Genomic DNA, 25,146 nt, shown 5'->3' on the forward strand with positions numbered 1-25,146 from the left:
GAAATTATGGGAAAAGCAAGCATGGCGGCCAGCCTGGACGTTGTGCAGTTGTAACAACGCGTTGCAGGTATCTCGGTAACGGGCCTGCTGGCCGGCGGCCGGCACGCTGGATGCACGTTTGCCTGCGCCGATTACCAGCCTTCGTCAGGAAGCGGCGGACGGCACAGGCCTGGCCAAAGCGGATGGAGGCGCTTAAGCCTGCTGCAGCCGCATCTGTTTGGATCGCGATGCGCGCGGCTTGGTGGGGCGAGCGTCGAGCCGGAACACCGCCACCGCGTCGGCCAGACTGACGGCCTGTTCGCGCATCGTTTCCGATGCCGCGGCCGACTGTTCGACCAGCGCGGCGTTCTGCTGCGTGACGGCGTCCATCTGGCCGACCGCCTCGTTGATCTGCTCGATCCCCGCCGTCTGCTCGATGGCGGCGGACACGATCTCGCCCATGATACCCGGCACGCACCCGACGCTGGCGACGATCTCCGTGATCGTCGATCCCGCCTGTGCCACCAGCGTCGCACCGTCCGAGACGCGGGCAGTGGACTCGCCGATCAGGTCCTTGATTTCCTTCGCGGCGGCAGCGGAGCGGTGCGCGAGATTGCGCACTTCGGTGGCGACAACGGCAAAGCCGCGGCCTTGTTCACAGGCCCGCGCCGCCTCGACGGCGGCATTGAGTGCCAGTATATTGGTCTGGAACGCGATGCTGTCGATGACGTTGATGATGTCGCCGATCTTGTCGGCCGACGCCCGGATCGCATTTATCGTGCCGACCACCCTGTCGATCACGCCGCGACCCTGGCGCGCGACGGCCGATGCGGACTGCGCCAGCTGATTCGCCTGCCGCGCGTTGTCGGCGCTTTGCGTGACGGTGGACGTCAGTTCCTCCATCGACGACGCCGTTCCTTCCAGCGAACTTGCCTGCTGCTCCGTGCGCGCCGACAGGTCCAGGCTCCCGGCCGCCACTTCCGCCGCCGCCACGGTGATGGTCTCCGTGCTGGAGCGGACGGCGCTGACGGTCGATGCCAGGCTTTCGTTCATCGCTTTCAGCGCCGCCAGCAGTTGCCCCGTTTCGTCGGCGGCATTGACGTCGATGCGGCTGGTGAGATCGCCTGCGGCCACCGTGTTGGCCACCTCGAGCGTGCGGGCACACCGGCGTGATAATGGACATCGCGATCAGCCACGCCGTGCCGCCCGCGAACAGCAGCGCCAACGCACCCAGGGAGTGCGTCAGCGCGATCGAGTGGTCGTAGGCGTCCTCGGCCTCCTTCGCCGACTGGTCGGTCAGTTCCCTATGAAACTGGATCAGGTCGTGGGCGGCGGTTTCAGCCGCACCAGAACGGGGCGCAGCTCGCCCGCCAACAGGCACGCGCGCCATCCGCGTCGCCTGCCTTCGCCAGTGCAATTAGCCGGTCCTGCCCCGCGATGTAGAGTGCCGTTTCCTCGCGCATCTGCGCCAGTCGCGTGCGGCCGCGCGGGCGGTCCAGCACGCGATGGAAGTACTGCCGGGCGCTCCTAACCGACAGATATTCCGATACCTACAAAAAATCCGCCTCTACGCAGTTGCTCTTTTGCAGTGATCATCGATTATCGCATTAGCTGAACGGCCACCACACGCAGTCAGGCGGCCAGCGCCGCCCTTCTGCGTCCCGCCGCCGGCTCCACGGCAGCATAGACATCGTGCGCCACCATTTCCGCCGTGGCGGCAGCCAGCGTCCAGCCAAGGTGTCCGTGACCCGTGTTGTAGAACACGAACGGCGTACGGCCGCGGCCCACGCGCGGCATCGTGTCCGGCATCATGGGCCGCAGGCCGGCCCAGGGCACCACGTCTTTCGTGGCCACGCCCGGGAAGCAGCGCTCGACCCAGTCCACCAGCGGCCGGATGCGCTCAAGCCGGATGTCGCGGTCGAAGCCGGCGAATTCCGCGCTGCCGGCCACGCGCAGCCGGTCCGTGCCGAAGCGGCTGGCCACGAGCTTCGTCGCGTCGTCCAGCAGGCTGACGGTCGGCGCTGCGGCCTGGCTGGCCGCATCAGGCAGGTGGACAGTGATCGAATAGCCCTTGACGGGATAGACGTTGACGCGGTCGCCCGCCATCGCAGCCAGCGCGCGGCTGGCGGTGCCTGCGCAGACGACAACCGCGTCGAAGCGGTAGCTGTCCTGCACTCCGGCGTGGCGCACGGTGACGGTTGCGCCCGGCTCGCCGGGCGACAGCGCCAGCACGTCGCGCCCGCACATCATCGTCACACCGTGCCGTTCGCAGGCGCGCGCCAGGCCAGTTGTGAACTTGTGGATGTCGCCGCTGCTGTCGCTTTCCGTGTAAAAGCCGCCGTAGTAGTCGCCGTGCAGCGTGGGCTCGATGGCCCGCATCTCGTCCGGCGTGACGCCGCGGCGCGGCAGGCCGCCCAGCGCCAGCAGCCTCGTCACCTGCGCCGCATGGTCGAAGCCCGCCTTGTCGCGGTAGACGTGCAGGATGCCGGCGCGGCGCTGGTCGAAGGCGATGCCTTCCGCCGTGGCCCAGGCAAACAGGTGCTCGCGCGCGGCCACCGCCATGCGCGCGGTGGCCACGGTGTTGTCGCGGTAGCGCGGCACCGCCGCCAGGAACTCGGCAAACCACGACAGCTTGTGCCACGTGGGGGCCGGGCGCACCAGCAACGGCGCGTCGCGGCGCAGCATCCACGCGAAGCCCTTGCGCACGGTGCTCCAGTGATTCCAGACTTCCGCGTTGGATGCGGACAGCTGGCCGCCGTTGGCATACGACGTCTCCATGGCGGGGTAGCGGTGCTTCTCGAATAGCGTGACGGCCAGCCCCCGCTGGGCCAGCGCATAGGCTGTCGTGACGCCGGTGATGCCGCCGCCGATGACTGCGATGGTTTTCATGTGTTTTGAGATGGCCTGTTCCGGCGCATTGAGGCTGGAGGCCGCGCACGCGCGCCGCCTCCCCCTCTGGACCGGGGATTCACGCCCGCTGCGCGATCGGCGCACCGGCGTTTGCTCCTTCGGTGCGCCGGGCGCGCCCTTGCGCCGGCAGCTCTTCAGAGTGCGGATGCGGTACCGGTTCCTTGTGCCTGAGAGATTGTCGGGGCGATCGCTCCTTCGCCGGGGTCCCCCGATACCGCGTCAACGTTGGTCTTTAGCTCACCGCGGCAAGCATACCGCACTTGCACGCTCTTGTATCAGTGGACGACAAATTGACAACATTGCCGGCCTCAGGGCGCCAATGGCGTGCGCACCGGCTCTTTCGGTACAATAGTCTTTTGCCCCAACCTCTACCTTCGGCACAGTCATGAATCAACTCGAACAGCTCAAGCAATACACCAAGGTCGTTGCCGACACCGGCGACTTCCAGTCGATCCAGGCATACACGCCACGCGACGCCACCACCAACCCGTCGCTCATCCTGAAGGCGGTGCAGAAGGACGAATACAAGCCGCTGCTGGAAAAGATCGTGCGCGACAACCCGCATGCCTCGACGGGCGAAGTGATCGACCAGCTCTTGATCGCATTCGGCGGCGAGATCCTGAAGATCGTCTCGGGCCGCGTCTCGACGGAGATCGATGCGCGCCTGTCGTTCGACGTCGAGGGCAACGTGGCCAAGGGCCGCGAGCTGATCGACCTGTACGAGCGCGCCGGTTTCGACCGCGAACGCGTACTGATCAAGATCGCGTCGACCTGGGAAGGCATCAAGGCCGCCGAGATCCTCGAGAAGGAAATGATCCACTGTAACCTGACGTTGCTGTTCTCGCTGCCGCAGGCCATTGCCTGCGCCGAAGCGGGCGTGCAGCTGATTTCCCCGTTCGTTGGCCGCATCTACGACTGGCACAAGAAGCAGACGGGCATCGAGTACGAAGGCGCGGAAGATCCGGGCGTGCAGTCCGTCAAGCGCATCTACAACTACTACCGCAAGTTCGGCTACGAGACCGAAGTGATGGGTGCCAGCTTCCGCAACACGGGCCAGATCCTGGAACTGGCCGGCTGCGATCTGCTGACGATCAGCCCGGACCTGCTGCAGAAGCTGGCCGACAGCAACGCACCCGTGGAGCGCAAGCTGTCAACTGAGACGGCAACGGGCAGCGCGGCGAAGATGTCGCTGGACGAGAAGACGTTCCGCTTCATGCTCAACGAGGATGCGATGGCCACGGAGAAGCTGGCCGAAGGCATCCGCGCCTTCTGCGCCGACTCGGGCAAGCTGAAACAGATCATCACCGGCATGCGTTAAGCGCGGTCGGGCGGCACTGCCAAAAGGGAGCTTCGGCTCCCTTTGTTTTTTCCGCAACATGTACAAAACGTTACAGATGGCAGTGATATACAATGTTTCTCCGCCCTCCGGCACAGGAGGGATGCCTGCACGCCACCTTCTTCTTATGAGCCATCCATGAGATCTGTTCCCCGCTGCACCGCTCCCGTCACCTCCACCATTACCGCCGTCCTCACGCTGTCGCTGCTGGCGGCATGCGGCAAGAAAGACACCGCCCCACCTGCCCCGCCGCCGCCCACCGTTTCCGTCATCACCGTCGCGCCGGCCGCCGTTGCCGTGACCGACGAGCTGCCGGGCCGCGTGGAAGCGTCGCGCATCGCCCAGGTGCGGGCGCGCACGCCCGGCATTGTGCTCAAGCGCGTGTTCCAGGAAGGCGGCGACGTCAAGGCGGGCGAAGTGCTGTTCCGTATCGACCCGGCCGAGTTCCAGGCCAACTACGCGAGCGCGCAGGCGGCCGTGGCCAAGGCCGAGGCGAACCTGGCGCAGGCCGACCTGAAGGTCAGGCGCTACAAGCCGCTGCTGGCCGCGCAGGCCGTCAGCCAGCAGGAATACGACGATGCCGTGACGGCGCAGAAGCAGGCGTCGGCGGATCTGGCCACCGCCAGGGCGGCACGCCAGACAGCCGGCCTGACGCTGGGCTATGCCACCGTGACGGCGCCCATCTCCGGCCGCGTGGGCCGCGCCCTCGTCACCGAAGGCGCCCTGGTCGGGCAAGGCGAAGCGACGCCGATGGCCACCGTGCAGCAGCTCGACCCGATCTACGTGACGATTACCCAGTCGTCCACCGAGGTGGCGCAGTTGCGCCGCGCGCTGGCCAGCGGCCGGCTGAAGAGCGTGGGCCAGGACCAGGCCCGTGTCACGCTGCTGATGGAAAGCGGCGAAGAGTACGGGCAGCCAGGCAAGCTGCTGTTCTCCGACGTGTCGGTGGACGAGACCACCGGCTCCGTCTCGATGCGGGCCGAGTTCCCCAACCCGAAACGCACGCTGCTGCCGGGAATGTACGTGCGCGCCCGACTGGAACAGGGCGTCAACGAGGCGGCCATCGCCGTGCCGCAGCAGGCCGTGGTGCGCGGCGCCGAAGGCTCGTCCGTCATGATCGTCGGCAGCGACAACAAGGTCGTCGCCCGTCCCGTCAAGGCCGAAGCGTCGAGCGGCGACAAGTGGATCGTCAGCGAGGGCCTGAAAGGCGGCGAGCGGATCATCGTCGAAGGCTTTCAGAAGGCCAAGCCGGGAGCGGCCGTGACGCCGCAGCCGTGGCAGCCAAAGGCGCCCGCCAACGGCGCCCCCGCGGCCCCGGCCGCGCCGGCAGCGAAATAAGCGGGAGCCGCGATGCCAAAATTCTTTATCGACCGCCCCGTCTTCGCCTGGGTGATCGCCCTGTTCATCCTGCTGGGCGGCGCGCTGGCGATCGCGCGGCTGCCGGTGGCGCAGTACCCGACCATCGCGCCGCCGTCGATTGTCGTGACCGCCAACTATCCCGGCGCCACCGCGCAGGTACTGGACGACGCCGTCACCAGCGTCATCGAGCAGGAGATGAACGGCGCCGATGGCCTCCAGTACGTGGAGTCGCAGAGCGACGCCAGCGGCGGCGTGACGATCACCGTCACGTTCCTGCCGGGGACGAACCCCGATCTGGCTGCCGTGGACGTGCAGAACCGCATCAAGCGCGTGGAGTCGCGCCTGCCGCAGGCCGTCACGCAGCAGGGCGTGCAGGTCAACAAGGCGCGCTCGAACATCCTGATGTTCGTCGGCCTGTATTCCACGGACGGGCGCATGGACCCGACGGCCATCGGCGACTACATGGCCCGTAACGTCGTCAACGAGATCAAGCGCATTCCCGGCGTGGGCCAGGCGCAGCTGTTCGGTACCGAGCGCGCGCTGCGCGTGTGGGTAGACCCGGACAAGCTGACAGGCCTGAAGCTGAACATGAGCGACGTCACCGCCGCGATCCGTGCGCAGAACGCGCAGGTCACGTCCGGCACCATCGGCGACCTGCCGAATCCATCCTCGCAGGCCTATGCGGCGCCCGTCGTCGTCACGGGCCAGCTGACGTCCGTCGAGCAGTTCTCGAAAGTCGTCCTGCGCGCCAATCCGGACGGCTCCACGGTGCGCCTGGCCGACGTGGCCCGGCTCGAAATGGGCGGCGCCACGTACAACATCAGCGCGCGCCTGTCCGGCCAACCGTTCGTCGCCATCGCCGTGCAGCAGTCGCTGACGGGCAACGCGCTGGAAACGGCCAACCTGGTCAAGGCCAAGATGGAAGAGCTGTCGAAGTTCTTCCCGCCGGGCCTGAAGTACACCGTGCCGTACGATACCTCCACGTTCGTCAAGATCTCCATCGAGGAAGTGGTCAAGACGCTGCTGGAAGCGGTCGTGCTGGTGTTTATCGTCATGTACGTGTTCCTGCAGAACTTCCGCTATACGATCATCCCGACGATCGTCGTGCCGATCGCACTGATGGGCACTTTCGCAGCGATGCAGCTGTTCGGCTACTCCATCAACGTGCTGACGATGTTCGGCATGGTGCTGGCGATCGGCATCCTGGTCGACGACGCCATCGTCGTCGTCGAGAACGTCGAGCGCATCATGAGCGAGGAAGGCCTGTCGCCGCGCGATGCAACGAAAAAGGCGATGTCGCAGATCACCGGCGCCATCATCGGCATCACGCTGGTGCTGATCGCCGTATTTGTGCCGATGGCGTTCTTCGGCGGCGCCGTGGGCGCCATCTACCGCCAGTTCTCGCTGTCGATGGTGGCGGCAATGGGCTTCTCGGCGCTGATGGCACTGACCTTGACGCCGGCGCTGTGCGCAACGATGCTCAAGCCCGTCGAGGCAGGCCATCACGTCGAGAAGCGCGGCTTCTTCGGCTGGTTCAACCGCGGCTTCGCGAAGACGGCGACGAGCTACCAGGGCGTAATCGCCCGCATGCTGACCCGCACCGGCCGCTTCATGCTGATCTTCGTCGCCTTGCTGGCCATCGTCGCGTGGCTGTACATGAAACTGCCGTCGTCGTTCCTGCCGAACGAGGACCAGGGCTACATCATCACCAACGTGCAATTGCCGCCGGGCGCGTCGCGTCCCCGCGCGGAAGCCGTGCTGGCGCAGGTCGACGCGTACTTCCGCAACCAGCCCGAGGTCGCCCGCACGATCGCGGTGGCCGGCTTCTCGTTCTCGGGCAACGGCCAGAACGCGGGCCTCGTGTTCGTGCCGCTGAAGGACTGGGACGAGCGCGGCAAGGGCCAGTCGGCGGACGACCTGGCCAAGCGCGCGATGGGTGCGCTGTCCGGCATTCCCGACGCGGTGGTCTTCCCGCTGTCGCCGCCGCCGATCCGCGAACTGGGTAACGCCACCGGCATCACGGCGCGCCTGCAGGACCGCAGCGCCCAGGGCCACGACGCGCTGATCGCGGCGCGCAACCAGTTGCTGGGCATGGCGGGCAAAAGCCAGGTGCTGAGCGGGCTGCGGCCGGAAGGCATGGAGGATGCGCCGCAGCTGCAGGTGGACATCGACCGCGAGAAGGCCAATGCGCTGGGGGTGACGTTCGCGGACATCAACAGCACGCTGTCGGCGGGCCTCGGTTCGTCGTACGTCAACGACTTCAACGCGGCCAACCGGCAACAGCGCGTGATCGTACAGGCGGACCAGAAAAGCCGCATGCAGCCGGGCGACATCCTGCGCCTGAACGTGCGCAGCAGCGGCGGCAACATGGTGCCGTTCGCGTCGTTCGCCACGACGAAATGGATCAACGGCCCCGTGCAGCTGGTGCGCTACAACGGCTACCCGGCCATCAAGCTGACGGGGGACGCGGCGCCGGGCCGCAGCACGGGCGAGGCGATGGAAGAACTGGAGCGCCTGGCCGCCCAGCTGCCGCCGGGCTTTGGCATCGAATGGACGGGCCAGTCACTGGAAGAGCGCACCTCCGGCTCGCAGGCCCCTGCCCTGTTCGCGCTGTCGCTGCTGGCCGCGTTCCTCGTGCTGGCGGCGCTGTATGAAAGCGAATCGATTCCGATCGCCGTGCTGCTGGTGGTGCCGTTGGGGGTGCTGGGCGCGCTGCTGGGTGCCCACATCCGCGATTTGCCCAACGACGTCTACTTCAAGGTGGGCCTGATCGCCATCATCGGCCTGTCGGCCAAGAACGCGATCCTGATCATCGAGTTTGCCAAGGACCTGCAGGCGGGCGGTATGGGCCTGATCGAGGCGACGCTGGAGGCAGTGCACCTGCGCTTCCGCCCCATCATCATGACGTCGCTGGCGTTCATTCTGGGCGTGCTGCCGCTGGTGATCGCCACCGGCGCCGGGTCGGCCAGCCAGCGCGCCATCGGCACGGGCGTGATGGGCGGGATGATCACGGCGACCGTGCTGGCCGTGTTCCTGGTGCCCGTGTTCTTTGTCGTGATCCGCAAGATTTTCAAAGGCAGCGAACGCCAGCGCCGCCTGGCCGCACACGAACTGGATATGCCGGAGAAGAAATGATGACGAAACCAGCAATGATCAAACCTGTCCTGAGCGTGCTGGCCGCGGCCGTGCTGTCGGCATGCTCGCTGGCGCCCACGTACCAGCTCCCCGCCGCCCCCGTCGCGGGGGACTTCCCCGTCAACGCGCCTGGTGCCGGCGCCGCCGCGGCACCCGCCGCGGACGGAAAGGCCGCCGTCGACACGGGCTGGCGCGACTTCTTTGCCGACGACCGGCTGCGCTCCCTGATCGCCACGGCGCTGGGAAACAACCGCGACCTGCGCACGGCCGCGCTGCGCATCGAGGAGGCCCGCGCCGCGTACAACATCACGCGCGCAGACCGCCTGCCCAGCGTGAACGCGGGCCTGACGGGCACGCGGGCACGCGGGGCCGACTTCCGGAACACGCCGGGCCAGGGTGGCGTGGGCGAGTACTACGACGCCGGCATCTCGATCCCCGCGTTTGAGCTGGACTTCTTTGGCCGCGTGCGCAACCTGTCGGCCGCGGCGCTGTCTTCGTATCTCGCCACCGACGAAGCCCGGCGCGCGGCGCAGATCAGCACCGTGGCCGAAGTGGCGAAAGCGTATTTCACGGAGCGGGCGTATGCCGAACAGCAGCGGATCGCGCAGGCCACGTACGAAGCGCGCCGCCGCACCTACGACCTGACGCGCCAGCGCCTGGAAGTGGGCGCCTCGTCGCTGCTGGATCTGCGCCTGAACGAAACGCTGATGGAAACGGCACGCGCGCAGGCGCTGGCGCTGGCCCGCCAGCGCGCGCAAGCGGAAAACGCGCTGACCCTGCTGGTGGGCGCGCCGCCCGCACAGGCGGCCTCCGGCCCGATGGCGGACGACCGCCAGATTGACGCGATGAGCGCCGTGCCGGCCGGGCTGCCGTCGGACCTGCTGACCCGCCGCCCGGACATCCGTGCGGCCGAGCAGCGCCTGCGCGCGGCCAATGCCAATATCGGCGCGGCGCGGGCGGCCTTCTTCCCGCGCATCTCGCTGACGGCGGCGCTGGGCAGCAGCAGTCCGGAGTTCTCGGGGTTGTTCGACAGCGGCACGAAGACGTGGTCGTTCGTGCCGCAGCTGGCCGTGCCGATCTTCGACGCGGGCCGCAACCGCGCGAACCTGAACCTGGCCGAGGTGCGCAAGGACATCGCCGTGGCAGATTACGAGCGCACCATCCAGGTGGCATTCCGCGAAGTGGCCGACGCACTGGCCGCACGCAGCTACCTGGCTGACCAGGTGGCCGCGCAACGGGCCATCCAGGAAGCCCAGGCGGAGCGCCTGCGGCTTCTGCAGCTGCGCTTCGAGAACGGCGTGGCCAGCACGCTCGACGTGCTCGATGCGCAGCGCGAGCTGTTCGACGCCGAACAGCAGCTGGTGCAGGCGCGCCTGCTGCGCACGACCAGCGCCATCGACCTGTATCGGGCGCTGGGGGGAGGATTGCAGTAGTCGTATGGATGCACCCATCGTTATCCGGCTCGGCCAGCGCGCCCGCCAGCGCATCGCCACCGAAGGCCTGCAAGCGCTTGATGTCGCCATCGTTCCCGCTGCCGCCGGCGGGCCGAAGGGTCTGATCCTGCACGGCATCGACAAATGGCTGTTCGGCGAATGGCTGCCCGCCGCACCGCGCGAACGCCGCCTGATCGGCGCGTCGATCGGTGCGTGGCGCATGGCCGCCAGCGCGCTGGCCGATCCGGTCGCGGCGCACAAGCGCCTGGCCCACTACTACACGCACCAGACCTATCCCGACAAGGTGGATGCCGCATACGTCAGCCGCACCGTGCGCGCCCTGCTGGACGATGTGCTGGACGGGCACGGCGGCGAGGCGCTACGGCATCCGCTGCATCGCCTCGCCGTCATCACGGCGCGCGGCATCGGCCCGCTGGCCGATACGCGCGGCGTACGCTGGCGCGAAATGGCCGGCTTCCTGCTGGCGGCGGCCGGCAATGCCGTCTCGCGCGCACGGCTGGCGCAGGCAATGGAGCGTGTGGTGTTTCACGATGCACGCGACGACAGTGCGTGGCTGCGCGAACAATTCGACGCCTTCGGGACGGCGTTCGCGGCCCTGGACGAGACCAACCTGCATGCGGCGCTGGTCGCCTCGGGCTCGATCCCGCTGGTTCTCGAAGCGGTCACGGACATCCCGGGTGCGCCGCCGGGCACGTACTGGGACGGCGGCCTGATCGACTACCACCTGCACCTGCCGTATCGGCGCGATCCCGGCCTGGTGCTGTATCCGCACTTCACGGACTACATCGTGCCGGGCTGGCTCGATAAATCGCTGCCGTGGCGCCGCGTGAAGGATGCCGCACTGGACAACATGGTGCTCGTCTCGCCGTCGCCCTCATTTCTGGCTCGCCTGCCGAACGGCAAGATGCCCGACCGCGCCGACTTCCAGCGCTACGGGCAGAACCACGCCGCCCGCATCCGCGACTGGACGTTCGCCATTGGAGAGAGCGAGCGGATGGCGGAGACGCTGGCGCGGTGGGCGGAGAAGCCGGATCTGAAGCTGGCGTCCGGTTTCTGACTACAACGGCCGAGCCCGTGACAACCTCGGGGTCAGGCACGGAAACTGTCACGAACTCAACCGTAACGTGGTGAATCGCCCGATTGTTGTCAAAATCGACGACGTGTTACCGCACGTAGCGATGAGTCCGTGACAGTTTTTGTGCCTGACCCCGTTGTTGTCACGAGCTCGGCTTTTGGCAGTCTTACAGCAGGAACATCTCCTGCAAGTCATTGAGGAAGCGCTGCCCCAGCTCGGTGGGGCGGATGATGGCGTGGTCGCGGTACAGCAGGCCCTTGGCCTCGGCGGCATTGAGCTGCTTTTCGATGGTATTCAGCGCCAGGCCCGTGCGCTCGGCATACAGGTTCGGCGTGAAGCCTTCGCGCAGGCGCAACGTATTGAGCATGAATTCGAAGCCCATCTCGTCGCGCCCGATCTCGCGCTCTTCCTGCACGGGCGTGCCGGCTGCGACCTGCTCCATGTACGACTTCGGCTGCTTGTACCGGGCCTGGCGCAGCACGCGGTGCGGGAACGACAGCTTCGAGTGCGCGCCCGCGCCGATGCCGAGATAGTCGCCGAACTGCCAGTAGTTCAGGTTGTGGCGGGCGCGATGGCCCGGCTGCGCGTAGGCCGACACTTCGTAGTGGCCGTAACCCGCATCGGCCGTCATCTGCGCGATCAGGTCCTGCATGTCGGCGCTGGCGTCGTCGTCCGGCAGCTGCGGCGGGTACTTGGCGAAGACCGTGTTCGGTTCCATCGTCAGGTGATACAGCGACAGGTGCGGCGGCCGGTAGGACAGCGCCGTCTCCAGGTCCGTGCGCGCCTCGGCCAGCGTCTGTTGCGGCAGCGCGTACATCAGGTCGAGGTTGAAGTTGTCGAAGTTCGCCTGTGCGATCTCGACGGCGCGGCGCGCCTCGTTCTCGTCGTGGATGCGGCCCAGCGACTGCAGGTGGTGGCCGTTGAAGCTCTGGATGCCGATCGACAGCCGGTTGATGCCGCTGGCGCGGTAGCTGCGGAACTTCTCCGCTTCAAACGTGCCGGGATTGGCTTCCAGCGTGATCTCGGCATCGCTGTCCAGCGGCAGCAAGGTGCGCAGATCCGACATCAGCCGGTCCAGGCCCGCCGCCGACATCAGGCTGGGCGTACCGCCGCCGACAAACACCGTATATATCTTCCTGCCCCAGATCAGCGGCAGCGCCATTTCCAGGTCGGCCCGCAGCGCGTCGAGGTACTGCCGCTCCGGCACCTCGCCCTTTGCTTCGTGCGAGTTGAAGTCGCAGTAGGGGCACTTGCGCACGCACCACGGCCAGTGGATGTACAGCGACAGCGGCGGCAGCGCGGACAGGTTCAGCGCGCCCGGCTGCAGGTACTGCGCGGCGACGCCGGCAGCGCTGTCGATGGTGCGGGTCGGTGCGGTCTTCACGCCGACGGGTTTGATCGGGATCATTTCAGCTTGTCTACCAGTGCACGTAGCGCCTGGCCGCGATGCGACAGGCGGTTCTTTTCTTCCGGCGCCAGTTCGGCCGTGCACTTGCCCAGTTCCGGAATAAAGAAGTGCGGGTCGTAACCGAAGCCACCCGCGCCTCGCGCTTCCGGCACGATGACGCCGTTCCACCGGCCGTCGGCAATGACGGGTTGCGGGTCGTCGGCATGGCGTACGAACACCAGCACGCAGTAGTAATACGCCGACTTGTCGTCATGCGCGGCGAGATCGGCGATCAGCTTTTCGTTGTTGCGCGCGTCCGATTTCGGCTCGCCCGCGAAGCGCGCCGAGAAGACACCAGGCGCGCCGCCCAGCGCATTGACGCAGACACCGGAATCGTCGGCCAGCGCTGGCAATCCGGTTAGGCGCGACGCGTGCCGCGCCTTTGTCAGCGCGTTCTCGACAAACGTGAAATACGGCTCTTCGGCCTCCGGCACGTCGTACTCGCCCTGGGCGTGCACTTCGAAGCCGACAGTCGACAGCAGTTCGTTGAATTCCTTCAGTTTGCCCGCGTTATTGGAGGCGAGGATGAGTTTCTGGGTCATGGCAATGAGTCGGCGGCAGCAATGTTTTCCGAAAACCGGTGACAGGCACCTGTTTCCACAATCTGGAAACTGGTGCCTGTCACCGGTTTTTTCGGGGAGGCGGTATTTTACCCCGCCAGCCCGAGGGTCTGCTTCTGCAGCGCGATCAGGTCGCGGATACCGCCCTCGGCCAGGTCGAGCAGGCGGTTCATCGTGGCGCGGTCGAACGCGGCGCCTTCGGCCGTGCCCTGCACTTCGACGAAGTGGCCGGCATCGGTCATGATGACGTTCATGTCGGTGTCGCAGGCCGAGTCTTCCGGATAGTCCAGGTCCAGGACCGGCATGCCCTGGTAGACACCGACGGAGATGGCGGCAACGAAGTGCTTGACGGGGACGGCTGGCAGCAGGCCTTTGTCCACCAGCTTCGAGAACGCGTCAAACGCGGCCACCATCGCGCCCGTGATCGACGCCGTGCGCGTGCCGCCGTCGGCCTGGATCACGTCGCAGTCGAGGTGCAGGGTGCGTTCGCCGAATGCCTGCAGGTCGAACGCGGCGCGCAGCGAGCGGCCGATCAGGCGCTGGATCTCCTGCGTGCGCCCGCTTTGCTTGCCCTTGGCCGCTTCGCGGTCCATGCGCGAATGCGTCGAGCGGGGCAGCATGCCGTATTCGGCCGTCATCCAGCCCTGCCCTTTGCCCTTCAGGAAGCCCGGAACCTTCTCTTCGATGCTGGCGGTGCAGATCACCTTCGTGTCGCCGCATTCGATCAGCACGGAGCCTTCCGCGTGCCTAGTGTAGTTGCGGGTCAGGCGCAGCGTGCGCAGCTGGTCGACGGCGCGGCCGCTGGGGCGGGATGCAAATGTCATGGTGTTCCTGTTCTGGTTATCTGAGGATTATCTGAGGATTATCCAAGTAAGCGCGATGATTTTTCGATGGCGCCGCGGATTTCGGCGATGGCCTTGTCGATCTCTTCCTCGTCGAACGGGTCGAAGCCCGTGCCGGGCGTGATCGTCGAGCCGTGCAGGTCCCCCGGCAGCGCATCGGTCGAGATGAGCGACGGCGTCGTCATGACTTCCGTCGGAACGTCGCTGGCGCCGGCGCCGCCCTGCCAGGTGATGGCCAGGCCGGTCGCATTGTCGCCCGCTTCGCCGCCGCGGCGCAATGCCGCCTGCAGCAGCTCGGGCACGGCGCGCACGACGGCGCGCGTGGACAATGCATCGACCAGGTCCGGTTCGTCCAGCACGGCCCACAGGCCATCGGAGCATAATAGCATCGTGTCGCCCGGCCGCAGGCTGGCGCGCGGCGAAACGTCCACCCGCGGCGCCGTGGCTGCGCCCAGGCAGTTATACAGCTTGTTGCGGTCCGGGTGCGTGGCCCGTGCCGACTCGGGCACCTTGCCCTTTTCGATCAGGTTCCCGACGTGCGAGTGGTCGCGCGTGCGCGCCAGCACGCAGCCGTCGCGCAGCCAGTACAGGCGCGAATCGCCGCAATGGGCCCACGTGGCCGTATTGTGCTGGATGAGGCAGACGACGATCGTCGTGCGCGGCGTGTCGGGCATCCCCTGCTGCTGCGCGTAGCGGTGGATTTCGCGGTGCGCCGCCATGCAGGCATCCTGCAGGAAGCGCTCCGGCCCCTTGACGTAGGGCGTGGCCTGCTGCTGGAACAGGGCGGAAATCGTCTGCAGCGCCACCTGCGCCGCCGCCTCGCCACGCAGATGGCCGCCCATGCCGTCGGCCAGCACCAGCAACAGCGCGTCGCGCGTGAAGCTGTAACCCATGCGGTCCTGGTTGACTCTGCGCCCGCCGATATGGCTTTCCTGATAAACGGAAAATTGCATGGCAGTGCTACGGCTGCAAGGTGTCGGGTGCGCCGGCGGGACGCCGCCAGCGCGCCGCCAGCCGCCGTGCCAATCCTTGCAGGCCGCGCGGCGCCGGTATTGCCTGTGCGGCTGGCGCATGGTCCTGCAACGGCTCCTGCAGCGCCTTCTGCAGCGCGAACAGGCTTTGCGGCCGGGCCAGCGGATCGACCTGCAAGGCCCAGCGCACCAGGTCGACGAGCTGCCGCGAATAGCGCTCGCGCAGCCGCTCGAAGTGCGCGTCCATCCGGTCGTCCTTGCGGCGCGCGTCCGCCGGCTGCGGCGGCGCGCCTGCCATGCAGGCGAACATCGACGCGCCGATGCTGTACGCGTCCGTCCACGGCCCCAGCGCTTCGGTCTTCACGTACAGCTCTGGCGCGGCAAAGCCGGGGGTATACATGGGCTGGAGCGTCGGGATATCGGTATTCACGGTCTGGCGCGCCGCGCCGAAATCGAGCAGCATCGGCGTGCCGTCGGTGCGCAGGTAGATATTGGCCGGTTTCAGGTCGAGATGCAGCAGCTGGCTCGCATGCACCTCGCGCAGGCCCTTGAGCACCTGCGTGAAAATCTGGCGGATGAATGCCTCGCCGATCCGGCCGCCCTTGGCGTGCTGGCGGCCGATGAATTCCTGCAGCGAGTGACCGGAGTCATAAGCCATGACCATATAAACTGTGTCGTTGGCGCGAAAAAAATTCAACACTCTCACAACATTTGGATGCGAAATGCGCGCCAGCGCCCGGCCCTCTTCGAAGAAGCATTTCAGGCCGATGCGGAAGATGGCGAGGTTGTTTTTCGATACGGAGGGCGCCAGTTCACCGGCTTGCCGCAATGCGAGGGCGCTGGGCAGATACTCCTTGATGGCGACCGCATTGCCGTCGCCGTCATAGGCGAGATAAACAATACTGAACCCGCCTGACGCAATTTTCTTTACAATGCGGTATCCAGCTAAAGCCATCCCATCCGGCAATGGGGCGTTGTTTTGTGCAGCCATAGGTTTCCTCGCCTCAACACCCGGATTGTGTGGACAAAACCAACTAATGTAAAGCTAAAATCGGGGATATCCATTGAGCATTTCCAGCATGACGGGCTACGCGGTTGCCACCAGCGAAAGCGCGGCGGGAACTCTGACAATCGAGATCAAGAGCGTCAATTCCCGTTTTCTTGACCTCCAGTTCCGCATCAACGACGACCTGCGCGCACTCGAACCCGATCTGCGTGCCGCCATCATGGCCGCCATCACGCGCGGCAAGGTCGAGATCCGTCTCAGTTTCGGCCGCAAGGCCGCCGGTGCCGGCACCCAGGCGCTCAACGTGCCACTGCTCAGCGAGCTGTCGCGCCTGCAGTCCGAAGTGAAGAGCCACTTCGCCGGCGCCCAGGCGATGTCCGTGGCCGAACTGCTGCGCTGGCCCGGTGTCGTCGAGGAAGCACAGATCGGCCAGGACTCGCTGCAGGCCGACGTCGCCGCGCTGATGGGCCGCACGGTGCAGGCGTTCGTGACCAGCCGCCAGCGCGAAGGCGCGGCGCTGGAAGCGATGCTGATTTCCCGCATCGAGGCGATGGAAGCCATCGTCAAACGCATCACGCCGCTGATTCCCCAAGTCGTGGCAGCGTTCCAGCAAAAGGCCATCGAGCGCATGCAGGAAGCGCTGGGCCTGGCATCGCAGGGCTCCAACAGCAGCCTGTCGCGCCAGGACGCGATGGAGCGCATCCGCCAGGAAGTCATCCTGTACGGCATCCGCATCGACGTGGCCGAAGAGCTGGGCCGCCTGTCGGCGCACCTGTCGGAAACCCGCCACATCCTGAAAAAAGGCGGCCAGGTGGGCAAGCGTCTCGACTTCATGATGCAGGAGCTGAACCGCGAAGCCAACACGCTGGGCGCCAAGGCCTCCGTCAAGGAGCTGGCGGACGCGTCGATGGAACTGAAGCTGCTGATCGAGCAGATGCGCGAGCAGGTCCAGAACCTCGAGTAACCGCCAAAAAAAACCGGTGACAGGCTCCGTTTCTCAAAAACCGGAGCCTGGCACCGGTTTAAGAAATGGCGGGTGCCCCGCCATTTTTCAGGCAACTTTGCCCGGCAGTCCTTCGAACCAGTCCAGCGTACCGCTCCACAGCGGCTGCGCGTGCGGACGGAAATATCCCATGTGCCCTACCTTGCCGAGACCGGCGCGGCCGGTGTCGATGTCGATGCCGCGCCATGGCGCGTTGCGGTAGCCGGCCATGAACGCGTCGCGCGACGCCGGTGGCGCCCACAGGTCGTCGGTGGCGTTGACGGCGACGATCGGCGCACGCACGGCGGCAAAGCCATCGGCGACGGCGCCCATTTCCGGGTCGTCGAAGAAGTAGCGCGGGAAGCGGCACCAGTAGCGCCACTGCCGGTAGACGCCCAGCGGAATGTCCTCGCCCATGCCCAGCCGGCTCCATGCCAGGTAGCCGTGTTTTTTTGTCAGCAGCGGGCCGGCGATGCGCCACATGAACAGCACCTTCAACCGCTCGAGCGGCGGCATCCAGCCGTGCCAGCCGGCGCCGGTGCCGAACACGTACATGCCGTCGACTTTCGCATGATTGGGCAGTAGGCCGAACGCGTGGCCACCGTACGAGTGCCCCACCAGCAGCAGCGGCACGCCCGGCTGCGCGGTCGCATCGACGACGGCGGACAGGTCCAGCCGCGACCAGTCGAGGAAGTCGCCGTCGAAGCCTGCCAGCGTCGCCGGCTTCGACTGGCCGATGCCGCGATAGTCGAACGTGGTGATGGTATAGCCGCGCGCGGCCGCGAATTCGGCAAAGCGGCGATAAAAGCCCTGCGGCACGCCGGTGGCGGCGGCCACGATGACGCGCGCCTTTTCCGCGCCGTGGGCCGGATAGCGGATGACGCCGAGCGGGTAGCCGTCCGCCGCCGGAATCGTCAATGGCTGGGGTGCTGGTGCGGTCATCCATCTCTCTGTGTGTTTTATTTGAGGCACCACTGTAGCGGGGCGCGCGGCGTGCCATCAAGCGTTCGATTCGAAAGGTTGTTCGAAATCGGACCGCAAAATCGGTTGCTCTTGGTAAAATAGATCTTTGGGCGCGTCCCTTTGATTCGAGATTGCAAATGAGCCAACACTTCTCCGGCAGCCTGTTCATGGTTGCGGCGCCGTCCGGCGCGGGCAAGTCCACCCTGGTCAATGCCCTGCTGGCGCAGGAACCCACCATCAAACTGTCGATTTCGACGACCACGCGGCCGCCCCGTCCGGGCGAAGAGCACGGTCGCGAGTATTTCTTCACGACGGCCGAGGATTTCGTCAAGCGCGCTGCCGCGGGGGAATTCCTGGAATGGGCCGAAGTGCACGGCAATTACTACGGCACGTCGCGCATTTTCGTGGAAGAGCAGATGCGCGCCGGCACCGATATCCTGCTGGAGATCGACTGGCAGGGCGCGCGCCAGGTGAAGAAGCAGTTCCCGCAGGCGGCCGGCATCTTCATCCTGCCGCCGTCCATTGCCGCGCTGGAAGAACGGCTGCACAAGCGCGGCCAGGACGAACCGCACGTGATCACGCGCCGCCTGCTGGCCGCGGGGGGCGAAATCGCGCACGCCCCGGAGTTCGAATATGCTATTATCAATGAAGAGTTTGCGGTCGCCTTATCCGAACTGAGCGCGATCGTTCGGTCGGCCCGTTGCCGGTTTGCGCAACAGGCGGCCCGCAATGCATCGTTGTTTGCCCAGCTGGGTATCCATGCCGAACACGCCGACTAGGCCGTCCGCGCAGCAAAAATTCACCCGTTATCGTCAAGTCAATTCACGACAAAGTTTAGGAGTTACACCATGGCCCGTATCACCATCGAAGATTGCCTGCAGAATGTGCCGAACCGCTTCCAGCTGACGCTGGCCGCAACGTACCGCGCCCGCCAGCTGCTGCAGGGCCATACGCCGAAGGTCGAAGCCAAGGACAAGCCGACCGTGCTGGCCCTGCGCGAAATCGCTGCCGGCAAGGTTGGCCTGGAAATGCTGAAAAAGGTCCCAATGTAATTCGGGATTGCCTCCCATCGTTCCACCCAGGTTCTCCCAGAATTGACCACACGTCGAACTTCCATGAACCTGACCTCCGCCGAGTCCGACATCGTATCCGGCAACAACGCCGCTGAACGGCCCGCCACGCGGGCCCGGCGTCCGGCCCGCGCACGGCCGGACGGCGAAGGTCCTCCCGTCATCTCCACGTCTCCCCTTGCCGCGCCATTGACCCCGGCAGGCGTCGCCACGATCACCCATCTGACGGAAAAGCTCGCCGAATACATGGCGGAGGCCGACCTGAAAAAGGTCAAGGAAGCCTATCGCTTCTCCGACGAGATGCACCTGGGCCAGGTGCGCAAATCGGGCGAGCCATATATCTCGCATCCGATCGCCGTTGCCGAAATCTGCGCGGACTGGAAGCTCGATGCGCAGGCCATCATGGCCGCGCTGCTGCACGACGTGATGGAAGACCAGGACGTCAAGAAGGAAGAACTGATCGAACGGTTCGGCGCGCCCGTCGCCCATCTGGTGGACGGCCTGTCGAAGCTGGAGAAGATCGAGTTCCAGAGCCAGATCGAGGCGCAGGCGGAAAACTTCCGCAAGATGCTGCTGGCGATGGCGTCGGACGTGCGCGTCATCCTCATCAAGCTGGCCGACCGGCTGCACAATATGCGCACGCTGGACGTGATGGCGCCGGCCAAGAAGCAGCGCATCGCCGGCGAGACGATGGAAGTGTACGTGCCCATCGCCCACCGTCTGGGCCTGAACAATATCTACCGCGAGCTGCAGGACCTGGCGTTCTCGCACCTGTACCCGATGCGCTATACGGTGCTGGCGAAAGCCGTGCGGGCGGCGCGCGGCAACCGGCGCGAAGTCGTCGGCAAGATTCTCGACTCCGTCAAGAACACGCTGTCGATGGCCGGCATCGAAGCGGAGGTGTACGGGCGCGAAAAGACGCTGTACGGCATCTACAAGAAGATGCGCTCGAAGCACCTGACGTTCTCGCAGGTGCTGGACGTGTACGGCTTCCGCGTCGTCGTCGACAGCTTCCCGAACTGCTACGTGGCGCTGGGCACCCTGCACTCGCTGTACAAGCCGATGCCGGGCAAGTTCAAGGACTATATCGCCATCCGCAAGCTGAATGGCTACCAGTCGCTGCACACCACGCTGATCGGTCCCTACGGCACGCCGGTGGAGTTCCAGATCCGCACGCAGGAAATGCACCGCACCGCCGAATCGGGCGTGGCGGCGCACTGGCTGTACAAGAACAGCGACGCCAACATGACGGACATGCAGCAGCGCACCCATGCGTGGCTGCAGTCGCTGCTCGACATCCAGCAGCAGACGGGCGACTCGGCCGAGTTCCTGGAACACGTCAAGGTCGACCTGTTCCCCGACTCCGTCTACGTGTTCACGCCGAAGTCGAAGATTATCGCCATGCCGCGCGGCGCCACCCCGATCGATTTCGCGTATGCGATCCATACCGGCATTGGTGACCACACGGTTTCCGTGACGATCAACGGCGAGCCGGCGCCGCTGCGCACGGAGCTGCGCAATGGCGACATCGTCGAAGTGGTGACGGACCCGGATTCGCGCCCGAGCCCGAGCTGGCTGAGTTTCGTCCGCACGGGCAAGGCGCGTTCCGCCATCCGCCATCACCTGCGCACCATCAACCTGCCCGAGTCCATCAACCTGGGCCGCCAGCTGCTGCGCCAGGCGATGGCCGCGATCAGCCTGTCGCCGGACCTTCCCGAGTCGCTGATCGAGCGGCTGCTGAACGAGTCGTCGGCGAAGTCGCTGGACGAGCTGTACGCCGACATCGGGATCGGCAAGCGCATGGCGGCGCTGGTCGCGCGGCACATCTTCGGCCTGCTGGGCGGCGAGTCGGCCAGCGTGCCGGTGGATCACAACAGCGCGTCCGACCTGGACCCCGTCACGATCTACGGCAGCGAAGGCGTCTCCGTCCAGCTTGCCGCCTGCTGCCTGCCGATCCCGGGCGACCAGATCGTCGGCCAGCTGCGCCGCGACCAGGGTCTGCAAGTCCACACCAACGACTGCACGGTGGCCAAGCGCCAGCGCCAGAAGGAACCGGACCGCTGGATCGCCGTCAAGTGGGGCACGGAACTGAACCGCCGCTTCGACAGCCGCATTCGCCTCCTGATCAACAACGAAAAAGGCATCCTTGCGCGTGTAGCGGCCGAGATCGGCGAATCGGACGGCAACATCACGTTTGTCGGCATGGACGAGGACAAGGAACACGTCCTGCACCAGCTGCGCTTCACCATCCAGGTGAAGGACCGCGTGCACCTGGCCGGCCTGCTGCGCAATGTGCGCAAGGTCAGCGGCGTGAATCGCGTGGCCCGAGAGCGAGCGTAAAAAAAACCGGTGACAGGCTCCGATATTCAAAACCGGTGACAGGCTCCGGTTTTTCTACGTCCCGTCATTGCACCTCCGATTTTCGGGGCCTGCCCGGCCGGCGACGAGGTAACCCGGCAACAGAAGCTTCTTTCAGTGCTTCACGTATGTTGTTCAGTTCGAAGTCGCTGAGGTTGCAAGCGCTGAGTTGCCGGTAGTGCAGCTGCCGATCCTGATCCGTTCTCCCCAGCTGAAGATATAGCTCATGTCTATCTAACAGGGAGTCGTCTGCGAGGCCCGCGTTCCCACGATAGCTGGACCATCGATATTGATCGAGGCGGTCCGCCATGCCCGCGCGGATTGGGTTCGCCTCGATATACCGCTGGCAATTCAGCAGGTAGTGCTCCGTCGGTACGGGACAAGACCAGTACCGACCTTCCCACGTGGTTCCGGTACGGCCGAGCCGCCTGTTCAGATACAAGCCGTACTGCTGCCCCAACAGCCTGACCATGCGAGGTGCGGCCGTAATGTCCGCGAAGGAGGCAAGAATATGGACGTGATTGGTCATCAGCACATACGCGTGAACCGAACATCCGCTTGTACAGGCGTGCTCCCGCAATCGCTCCAGATAGACCAGGTAATCAGACTCCGTATGGAAGCACGGCTGTCTGTTATGACCGCGCTGTACGATATGAAGTGGCATTCCCGGCAAAAGAAGACGAGCACGGCGCGGCATACGATACCTCCGGACGAGACTGCCGCTATTGTGTTAGCCCATCATCCATCGGTACCTGCGCGACCGCAAACATCCATGCAGTCCCCGCCAACCCAAAAACCGGTGCCAGGCTCCTGTTTTCAGGCTCCTGTTTCCCATCCGGGAATTTGCTGGACGGATTCGATCGCGCGATCGAATGCTGCTGAATTGAAATCGGAGCCTGTCACCGGTTTGGTTTTTTGAAATCGGAGCCTGTCACCGGTTTTTTAGCTGGTTGCCGCAGGGTACGTAACTTCCAGAATCTCCAGCTCCTCTACTCCGGTCGGCGTATGCAGTGTCACCACATCCCCTCCCGCGCCTTGGTGATGGTGCGGGCGATGGGTGAGATCCAGCTGACTTTGCCCTTGAGCGGGTCGAATTCGTCGATGCCGACGATGGTGATCGTGTTTTCGTCGCCGTGCTGGTTGCTGTAGGTGACGGTGGCGCCAAAGAAGATCTGGTCGCTGCCGTGGTGCACGCTCGGGTCGACGACTTCGGCCAGGTCGAGTCGCTTGGTCAGGAAGCGGATGCGGCGGTCGATTTCGCGCAGGCGGCGCTTGCCGTAGATATAGTCGCCATTTTCCGAGCGGTCGCCGTTCGACGCGGCCCAGTGCACCACTTTCACCACTTCCGGCCGCTCGACGTCGATCAGCTGCAGCAGCTCATCCTTGATGCGCTGGTAGCCGGCCGGCGTCATGTAGTTCTTCGACCCGGGCGGAATTGCCGGTGCCTGGACGACGTCATCGTCATCGTCCTGGTCGGTTTCTTTCACAAATGCTTTGTTCATGAGAAGTGCGTTTCACGTATCATCCTGCTAATGCGGAACGATTGTACACATATATGAGCACAGCCCCTTCCTGTCACGACGCGCTCTGGCACGTCGCCCGCTCCGAGCTGTATGTGATCGATCCCGCCACCCTGGGCATCCGCGCCGCCAACCCCGCCGCCTGCCGCAATACCCGCTACAGCGCCGACCAGCTGACGGCCTTGCGCCTGGTCGATATCGCTCCGCAGCTGGCCCAGGACGACCTCGACGGCGGCGGTGCCGACGGCAAGCCCGTCAGCACTCACTTCGCCCGCGCCGACGGCAGCCGCTACCCCGTGACCTTGCACCTGGTCCGCATCCGCCACGACGATGCCCCTGCCCTGCTTGCCTGCGTCGACGACGACAGCACCGCCATGGCGCTTGCGCGGGTACAGTCGCGCTTTGACGCGATCGTTTCCCACACGCCCGGGCTGGTCTACCAGTTCCGGCTCGACGCAGACGGCAACGCCAGCTTCCCGTACGTCAGCGAAGGATGCCAGGCGCTGCTGGGGCTGCCGCCGGCCGAGCTGGCCGCGCAGCCCGAGCGCTTCCTCGAACTGGTCCTGCCCGAGGACCGCCAGTCCTACCTGGACGCCATGCTGTCCTCGGCCGGCACGCTGTGGGGCTGGAACTGGGAGGGCCGCATCTGGATCGACGCCTGGAAAGACGTCAAATGGATCAACCTGCGCGCGACCCCGCACAGCCTGCCGAACGGCGCCGTGCAGTGGGAAGGCATCATGACCAATATCACCGAGAGCAAGCTGGAGGGACTGGAAGTGCGTGCCAGCCGCGCCCGCCTGGCTGAGCTGACGGCGCACATCGAGAAGGTCAAGGAGCAGGAGCGCACCCGCATTGCCCGCGAAATCCACGACGACCTGGGCGGCAACCTGACAGCCATCAAGATGGCGCTGGCGATGCTGTCGGCGCGTCTCCCGGACGGCGACCAGGCCCTGCACGACAAGGCGGCCTATGTCGACGAGCTGGCCGACCGCACCATCGACGCCGTCCACCGCATCACGCTCGACCTGCGGCCGTCCATCCTCGATTTCGGCCTGGTCGCCGCGCTGGACTGGCAGGTCAAGGAGTTCTCCGCCCAGGCCGGCATCGCCTGCGCTTTTCAGTCCGATGCAGGGGAAGTGCAGCTCGACGCCGATCAGGCCACAGCCCTGTTCCGCATCGTCCAGGAGGCACTCACCAATATCGCCAAGCATGCCGGGGCGACGCGCGTGACGGTGCGGCTGCAATGCGGCCGGGAACACGTCGGCTTGAACATTTCGGACAACGGCCGCGGCATCGCTCCCGCGGACCGCAGCAAGCCGGCCTCGTTCGGCCTGCGCGGCATGGCCGAACGGGCCCGCGCGCTGGGCGGCACGCTGCACGTCACGCCGGCGGAAGGCGGCGGTACCGTCGTTGCCATTAAAATCCGCCGCCAGGGCTACAATAGCGCACCATGATGTTGCAATATCGAAACACGCAGAGGCCAGCATGAACCAGAAAGCCCTTATCAAGGTCTTTATCGCGGACGACCATGCAATCGTGCGCGAGGGGCTGAAACAGATCCTGGCCGATACCAAGGACATTGTCGTCTCCGGCGAAGCCGAGAACGGCAGCGATGCATTACGCCTGTTCCGCAAGTCCGGCTGTCACGTCGTTCTGCTGGACATCTCCATGCCCGACCGCAGCGGCATCGAAGTGCTCAAGCAGATCAGGAAGGAAAAGCCCGAGCTGGCGATCCTGATGCTGTCGATGCACCGCGAGGACCAGTACGCCATCCGTTCGCTGAAAGCGGGTGCGGCCGGGTATCTGACGAAACAAAGTGCACCAAAAGAGCTGGTAAATGCCATTCGGCAAGTCGCAAGCGGGTTAAAATATATCAGTCCCGCATTGGCCCAGGAGCTGGCCAACCACGTGGGCGACGAGCACCAGGCTGCACCGCATGAAACATTGTCGGATCGCGAATACCAGACGCTGACGATGATCGCCTCCGGCAAGACGGTGGGCGTCATCGCCGAAGAGCTGTCGCTGTCGGTGAAGACCGTCAGCGAGTATCGCGCCCGCCTGCTCGTCAAGATGAAGCTCAAGAACAGCGCGGAACTGACGCACTACGCCATCAGGAATGGCTTGCTCGACTGATGAACGCTTAATAAGTTTCAATGCTCTGAAGTAAGCCGCCTTCCAC

At 65.4% G+C, this 25,146-nt stretch carries 20 protein-coding genes and 1 pseudogene; 11 read left to right on the forward strand and 10 right to left on the reverse strand.

The features are described from left to right. Nucleotides 1-192: 192 nt before the first annotated feature. Complete coding sequence (locus tag E1742_RS09610) at nucleotides 193-1,113, reverse strand: methyl-accepting chemotaxis protein (RefSeq protein ID WP_307721916.1); 921 nt, start codon at nucleotides 1,111-1,113, stop codon at nucleotides 193-195. Nucleotides 1,114-1,611: 498 nt separating this feature from the next. Then, nucleotides 1,612-2,868: a D-amino acid dehydrogenase gene (locus E1742_RS09615; RefSeq protein WP_134384673.1), complete on the reverse strand. Its 1,257-nt coding sequence runs from the start codon at nucleotides 2,866-2,868 to the stop codon at nucleotides 1,612-1,614. 406 nt (nucleotides 2,869-3,274) lie between these two features. On the opposite strand from E1742_RS09615, the gene tal reads away from it, so the two are divergent. The 5 genes from tal (at nucleotide 3,275) to E1742_RS09640 (ending at nucleotide 11,230) form a co-directional block, all read left to right on the forward strand. Further along, complete coding sequence (gene tal, locus E1742_RS09620) at nucleotides 3,275-4,207, forward strand: transaldolase (RefSeq protein WP_134384674.1); 933 nt, start codon at nucleotides 3,275-3,277, stop codon at nucleotides 4,205-4,207. Nucleotides 4,208-4,363: 156 nt separating this feature from the next. Further along, a complete protein-coding gene (locus tag E1742_RS09625; RefSeq protein WP_134384675.1) occupies nucleotides 4,364-5,563 on the forward strand; it encodes an efflux RND transporter periplasmic adaptor subunit in 1,200 nt (399 codons plus the stop codon). A gap of 12 nt (nucleotides 5,564-5,575) precedes the next feature. Continuing rightward, nucleotides 5,576-8,719: an efflux RND transporter permease subunit gene (locus E1742_RS09630; protein WP_134384676.1), complete on the forward strand. Its 3,144-nt coding sequence runs from the start codon at nucleotides 5,576-5,578 to the stop codon at nucleotides 8,717-8,719. Next, nucleotides 8,719-10,152: an efflux transporter outer membrane subunit gene (locus E1742_RS09635; protein ID WP_229466810.1), complete on the forward strand. Its 1,434-nt coding sequence runs from the start codon at nucleotides 8,719-8,721 to the stop codon at nucleotides 10,150-10,152. Before E1742_RS09630 ends, E1742_RS09635 begins: the two co-directional genes overlap by 1 nt. Nucleotides 10,153-10,156: 4 nt before the next feature. Then, on the forward strand, nucleotides 10,157-11,230 hold the full coding sequence (locus E1742_RS09640; protein WP_134384677.1) for a patatin-like phospholipase family protein: 1,074 nt from the start codon (nucleotides 10,157-10,159) through the stop codon (nucleotides 11,228-11,230). A gap of 184 nt (nucleotides 11,231-11,414) precedes the next feature. Here E1742_RS09640 and hemW read toward each other — a convergent pair whose 3' ends face one another. The 5 genes from hemW to E1742_RS09665 form a co-directional block, all read right to left on the reverse strand. Then, nucleotides 11,415-12,656, reverse strand: coding sequence for a radical SAM family heme chaperone HemW (hemW, locus tag E1742_RS09645; RefSeq protein WP_134384678.1), 1,242 nt, complete (start codon nucleotides 12,654-12,656; stop codon nucleotides 11,415-11,417). Continuing rightward, nucleotides 12,653-13,237 (reverse strand): RdgB/HAM1 family non-canonical purine NTP pyrophosphatase, encoded by a 585-nt coding sequence (gene rdgB / locus E1742_RS09650; RefSeq protein WP_134384679.1) that lies wholly within the window; start codon nucleotides 13,235-13,237, stop codon nucleotides 12,653-12,655. Before rdgB ends, hemW begins: the two co-directional genes overlap by 4 nt. A gap of 107 nt (nucleotides 13,238-13,344) precedes the next feature. Beyond that, the gene (gene rph, locus E1742_RS09655; RefSeq protein WP_134384680.1) at nucleotides 13,345-14,079 is read right to left on the reverse strand and encodes a ribonuclease PH; all 735 of its coding nucleotides are present in this window, start codon (nucleotides 14,077-14,079) and stop codon (nucleotides 13,345-13,347) included. A gap of 38 nt (nucleotides 14,080-14,117) precedes the next feature. Further along, on the reverse strand, nucleotides 14,118-15,050 hold the full coding sequence (locus tag E1742_RS09660; protein WP_134384681.1) for a PP2C family protein-serine/threonine phosphatase: 933 nt from the start codon (nucleotides 15,048-15,050) through the stop codon (nucleotides 14,118-14,120). Nucleotides 15,051-15,057: 7 nt separating this feature from the next. Next, a complete protein-coding gene (locus E1742_RS09665) occupies nucleotides 15,058-16,059 on the reverse strand; it encodes a serine/threonine protein kinase (protein ID WP_134384682.1) in 1,002 nt (333 codons plus the stop codon). Nucleotides 16,060-16,147: 88 nt separating this feature from the next. Here E1742_RS09665 and E1742_RS09670 point away from each other — a divergent pair, with 88 nt between their 5' ends. Continuing rightward, nucleotides 16,148-17,038 (forward strand): YicC/YloC family endoribonuclease, encoded by an 891-nt coding sequence (locus E1742_RS09670; protein WP_134388108.1) that lies wholly within the window; start codon nucleotides 16,148-16,150, stop codon nucleotides 17,036-17,038. 87 nt (nucleotides 17,039-17,125) lie between these two features. Here the strand turns inward: E1742_RS09670 and E1742_RS09675 are convergent, their stop codons facing one another. Then, nucleotides 17,126-17,998 (reverse strand): alpha/beta hydrolase family protein, encoded by an 873-nt coding sequence (locus tag E1742_RS09675; RefSeq protein ID WP_134384683.1) that lies wholly within the window; start codon nucleotides 17,996-17,998, stop codon nucleotides 17,126-17,128. Nucleotides 17,999-18,156: 158 nt separating this feature from the next. On the opposite strand from E1742_RS09675, the gene gmk reads away from it, so the two are divergent. From gmk to E1742_RS09690, 3 genes are all read left to right on the forward strand, one after another. Beyond that, nucleotides 18,157-18,798, forward strand: coding sequence for a guanylate kinase (gmk, locus tag E1742_RS09680; protein ID WP_134384684.1), 642 nt, complete (start codon nucleotides 18,157-18,159; stop codon nucleotides 18,796-18,798). 69 nt (nucleotides 18,799-18,867) lie between these two features. Further along, the gene (gene rpoZ, locus E1742_RS09685; protein ID WP_107143459.1) at nucleotides 18,868-19,071 is read left to right on the forward strand and encodes a DNA-directed RNA polymerase subunit omega; all 204 of its coding nucleotides are present in this window, start codon (nucleotides 18,868-18,870) and stop codon (nucleotides 19,069-19,071) included. A 63-nt stretch (nucleotides 19,072-19,134) separates the two neighbouring features. Then, entirely contained in the window at nucleotides 19,135-21,429 is a 2,295-nt protein-coding gene (locus E1742_RS09690; RefSeq protein ID WP_134384685.1) for a RelA/SpoT family protein, read from the forward strand. A gap of 64 nt (nucleotides 21,430-21,493) precedes the next feature. Here E1742_RS09690 and E1742_RS09695 read toward each other — a convergent pair whose 3' ends face one another. Together E1742_RS09695 and greB are read right to left on the reverse strand one after the other, a co-directional pair. Further along, nucleotides 21,494-22,144 (reverse strand): transposase, encoded by a 651-nt coding sequence (locus E1742_RS09695; protein ID WP_134384686.1) that lies wholly within the window; start codon nucleotides 22,142-22,144, stop codon nucleotides 21,494-21,496. A gap of 245 nt (nucleotides 22,145-22,389) precedes the next feature. Next, a pseudogene (greB, locus tag E1742_RS09700) lies at nucleotides 22,390-22,949 on the reverse strand (transcription elongation factor GreB). Nucleotides 22,950-23,002: 53 nt separating this feature from the next. On the opposite strand from greB, the gene E1742_RS09705 reads away from it, so the two are divergent. Together E1742_RS09705 and E1742_RS09710 are read left to right on the forward strand one after the other, a co-directional pair. Further along, complete coding sequence (locus E1742_RS09705) at nucleotides 23,003-24,421, forward strand: sensor histidine kinase (RefSeq protein WP_134384687.1); 1,419 nt, start codon at nucleotides 23,003-23,005, stop codon at nucleotides 24,419-24,421. 31 nt (nucleotides 24,422-24,452) lie between these two features. Beyond that, on the forward strand, nucleotides 24,453-25,100 hold the full coding sequence (locus E1742_RS09710; protein ID WP_134384688.1) for a response regulator: 648 nt from the start codon (nucleotides 24,453-24,455) through the stop codon (nucleotides 25,098-25,100). Nucleotides 25,101-25,146 lie beyond the last annotated feature (46 nt).

Source organism: Pseudoduganella plicata, from assembly GCF_004421005.1.
GTDB classification, from domain to species: Bacteria; Pseudomonadota; Gammaproteobacteria; order Burkholderiales; family Burkholderiaceae_D; genus Rugamonas; species Rugamonas plicata.

Excerpts from the sequence above, each read along its gene's own strand:
- E1742_RS09615 (WP_134384673.1), bottom strand. The coding sequence starts at position 2,868 with ATGAAAACCATCGCAGTCATCGGCGGCGGCATCACCGGCGTCACGACA.
- tal (WP_134384674.1), top strand. The coding sequence starts at position 3,275 with ATGAATCAACTCGAACAGCTCAAGCAATACACCAAGGTCGTTGCCGAC.
- E1742_RS09625 (WP_134384675.1), top strand. The coding sequence starts at position 4,364 with ATGAGATCTGTTCCCCGCTGCACCGCTCCCGTCACCTCCACCATTACC.
- E1742_RS09630 (WP_134384676.1), top strand. The coding sequence starts at position 5,576 with ATGCCAAAATTCTTTATCGACCGCCCCGTCTTCGCCTGGGTGATCGCC.
- E1742_RS09635 (WP_229466810.1), top strand. The coding sequence starts at position 8,719 with ATGACGAAACCAGCAATGATCAAACCTGTCCTGAGCGTGCTGGCCGCG.
- E1742_RS09640 (WP_134384677.1), top strand. The coding sequence starts at position 10,157 with ATGGATGCACCCATCGTTATCCGGCTCGGCCAGCGCGCCCGCCAGCGC.
- hemW (WP_134384678.1), bottom strand. The coding sequence starts at position 12,656 with ATGATCCCGATCAAACCCGTCGGCGTGAAGACCGCACCGACCCGCACC.
- rdgB (WP_134384679.1), bottom strand. The coding sequence starts at position 13,237 with ATGACCCAGAAACTCATCCTCGCCTCCAATAACGCGGGCAAACTGAAG.
- rph (WP_134384680.1), bottom strand. The coding sequence starts at position 14,079 with ATGACATTTGCATCCCGCCCCAGCGGCCGCGCCGTCGACCAGCTGCGC.
- E1742_RS09660 (WP_134384681.1), bottom strand. The coding sequence starts at position 15,050 with ATGCAATTTTCCGTTTATCAGGAAAGCCATATCGGCGGGCGCAGAGTC.
- E1742_RS09665 (WP_134384682.1), bottom strand. The coding sequence starts at position 16,059 with ATGGCTGCACAAAACAACGCCCCATTGCCGGATGGGATGGCTTTAGCT.
- E1742_RS09670 (WP_134388108.1), top strand. The coding sequence starts at position 16,148 with ATGACGGGCTACGCGGTTGCCACCAGCGAAAGCGCGGCGGGAACTCTG.
- E1742_RS09675 (WP_134384683.1), bottom strand. The coding sequence starts at position 17,998 with ATGACCGCACCAGCACCCCAGCCATTGACGATTCCGGCGGCGGACGGC.
- gmk (WP_134384684.1), top strand. The coding sequence starts at position 18,157 with ATGAGCCAACACTTCTCCGGCAGCCTGTTCATGGTTGCGGCGCCGTCC.
- rpoZ (WP_107143459.1), top strand. The coding sequence starts at position 18,868 with ATGGCCCGTATCACCATCGAAGATTGCCTGCAGAATGTGCCGAACCGC.
- E1742_RS09690 (WP_134384685.1), top strand. The coding sequence starts at position 19,135 with ATGAACCTGACCTCCGCCGAGTCCGACATCGTATCCGGCAACAACGCC.
- E1742_RS09695 (WP_134384686.1), bottom strand. The coding sequence starts at position 22,144 with ATGCCGCGCCGTGCTCGTCTTCTTTTGCCGGGAATGCCACTTCATATC.
- E1742_RS09705 (WP_134384687.1), top strand. The coding sequence starts at position 23,003 with ATGAGCACAGCCCCTTCCTGTCACGACGCGCTCTGGCACGTCGCCCGC.
- E1742_RS09710 (WP_134384688.1), top strand. The coding sequence starts at position 24,453 with ATGAACCAGAAAGCCCTTATCAAGGTCTTTATCGCGGACGACCATGCA.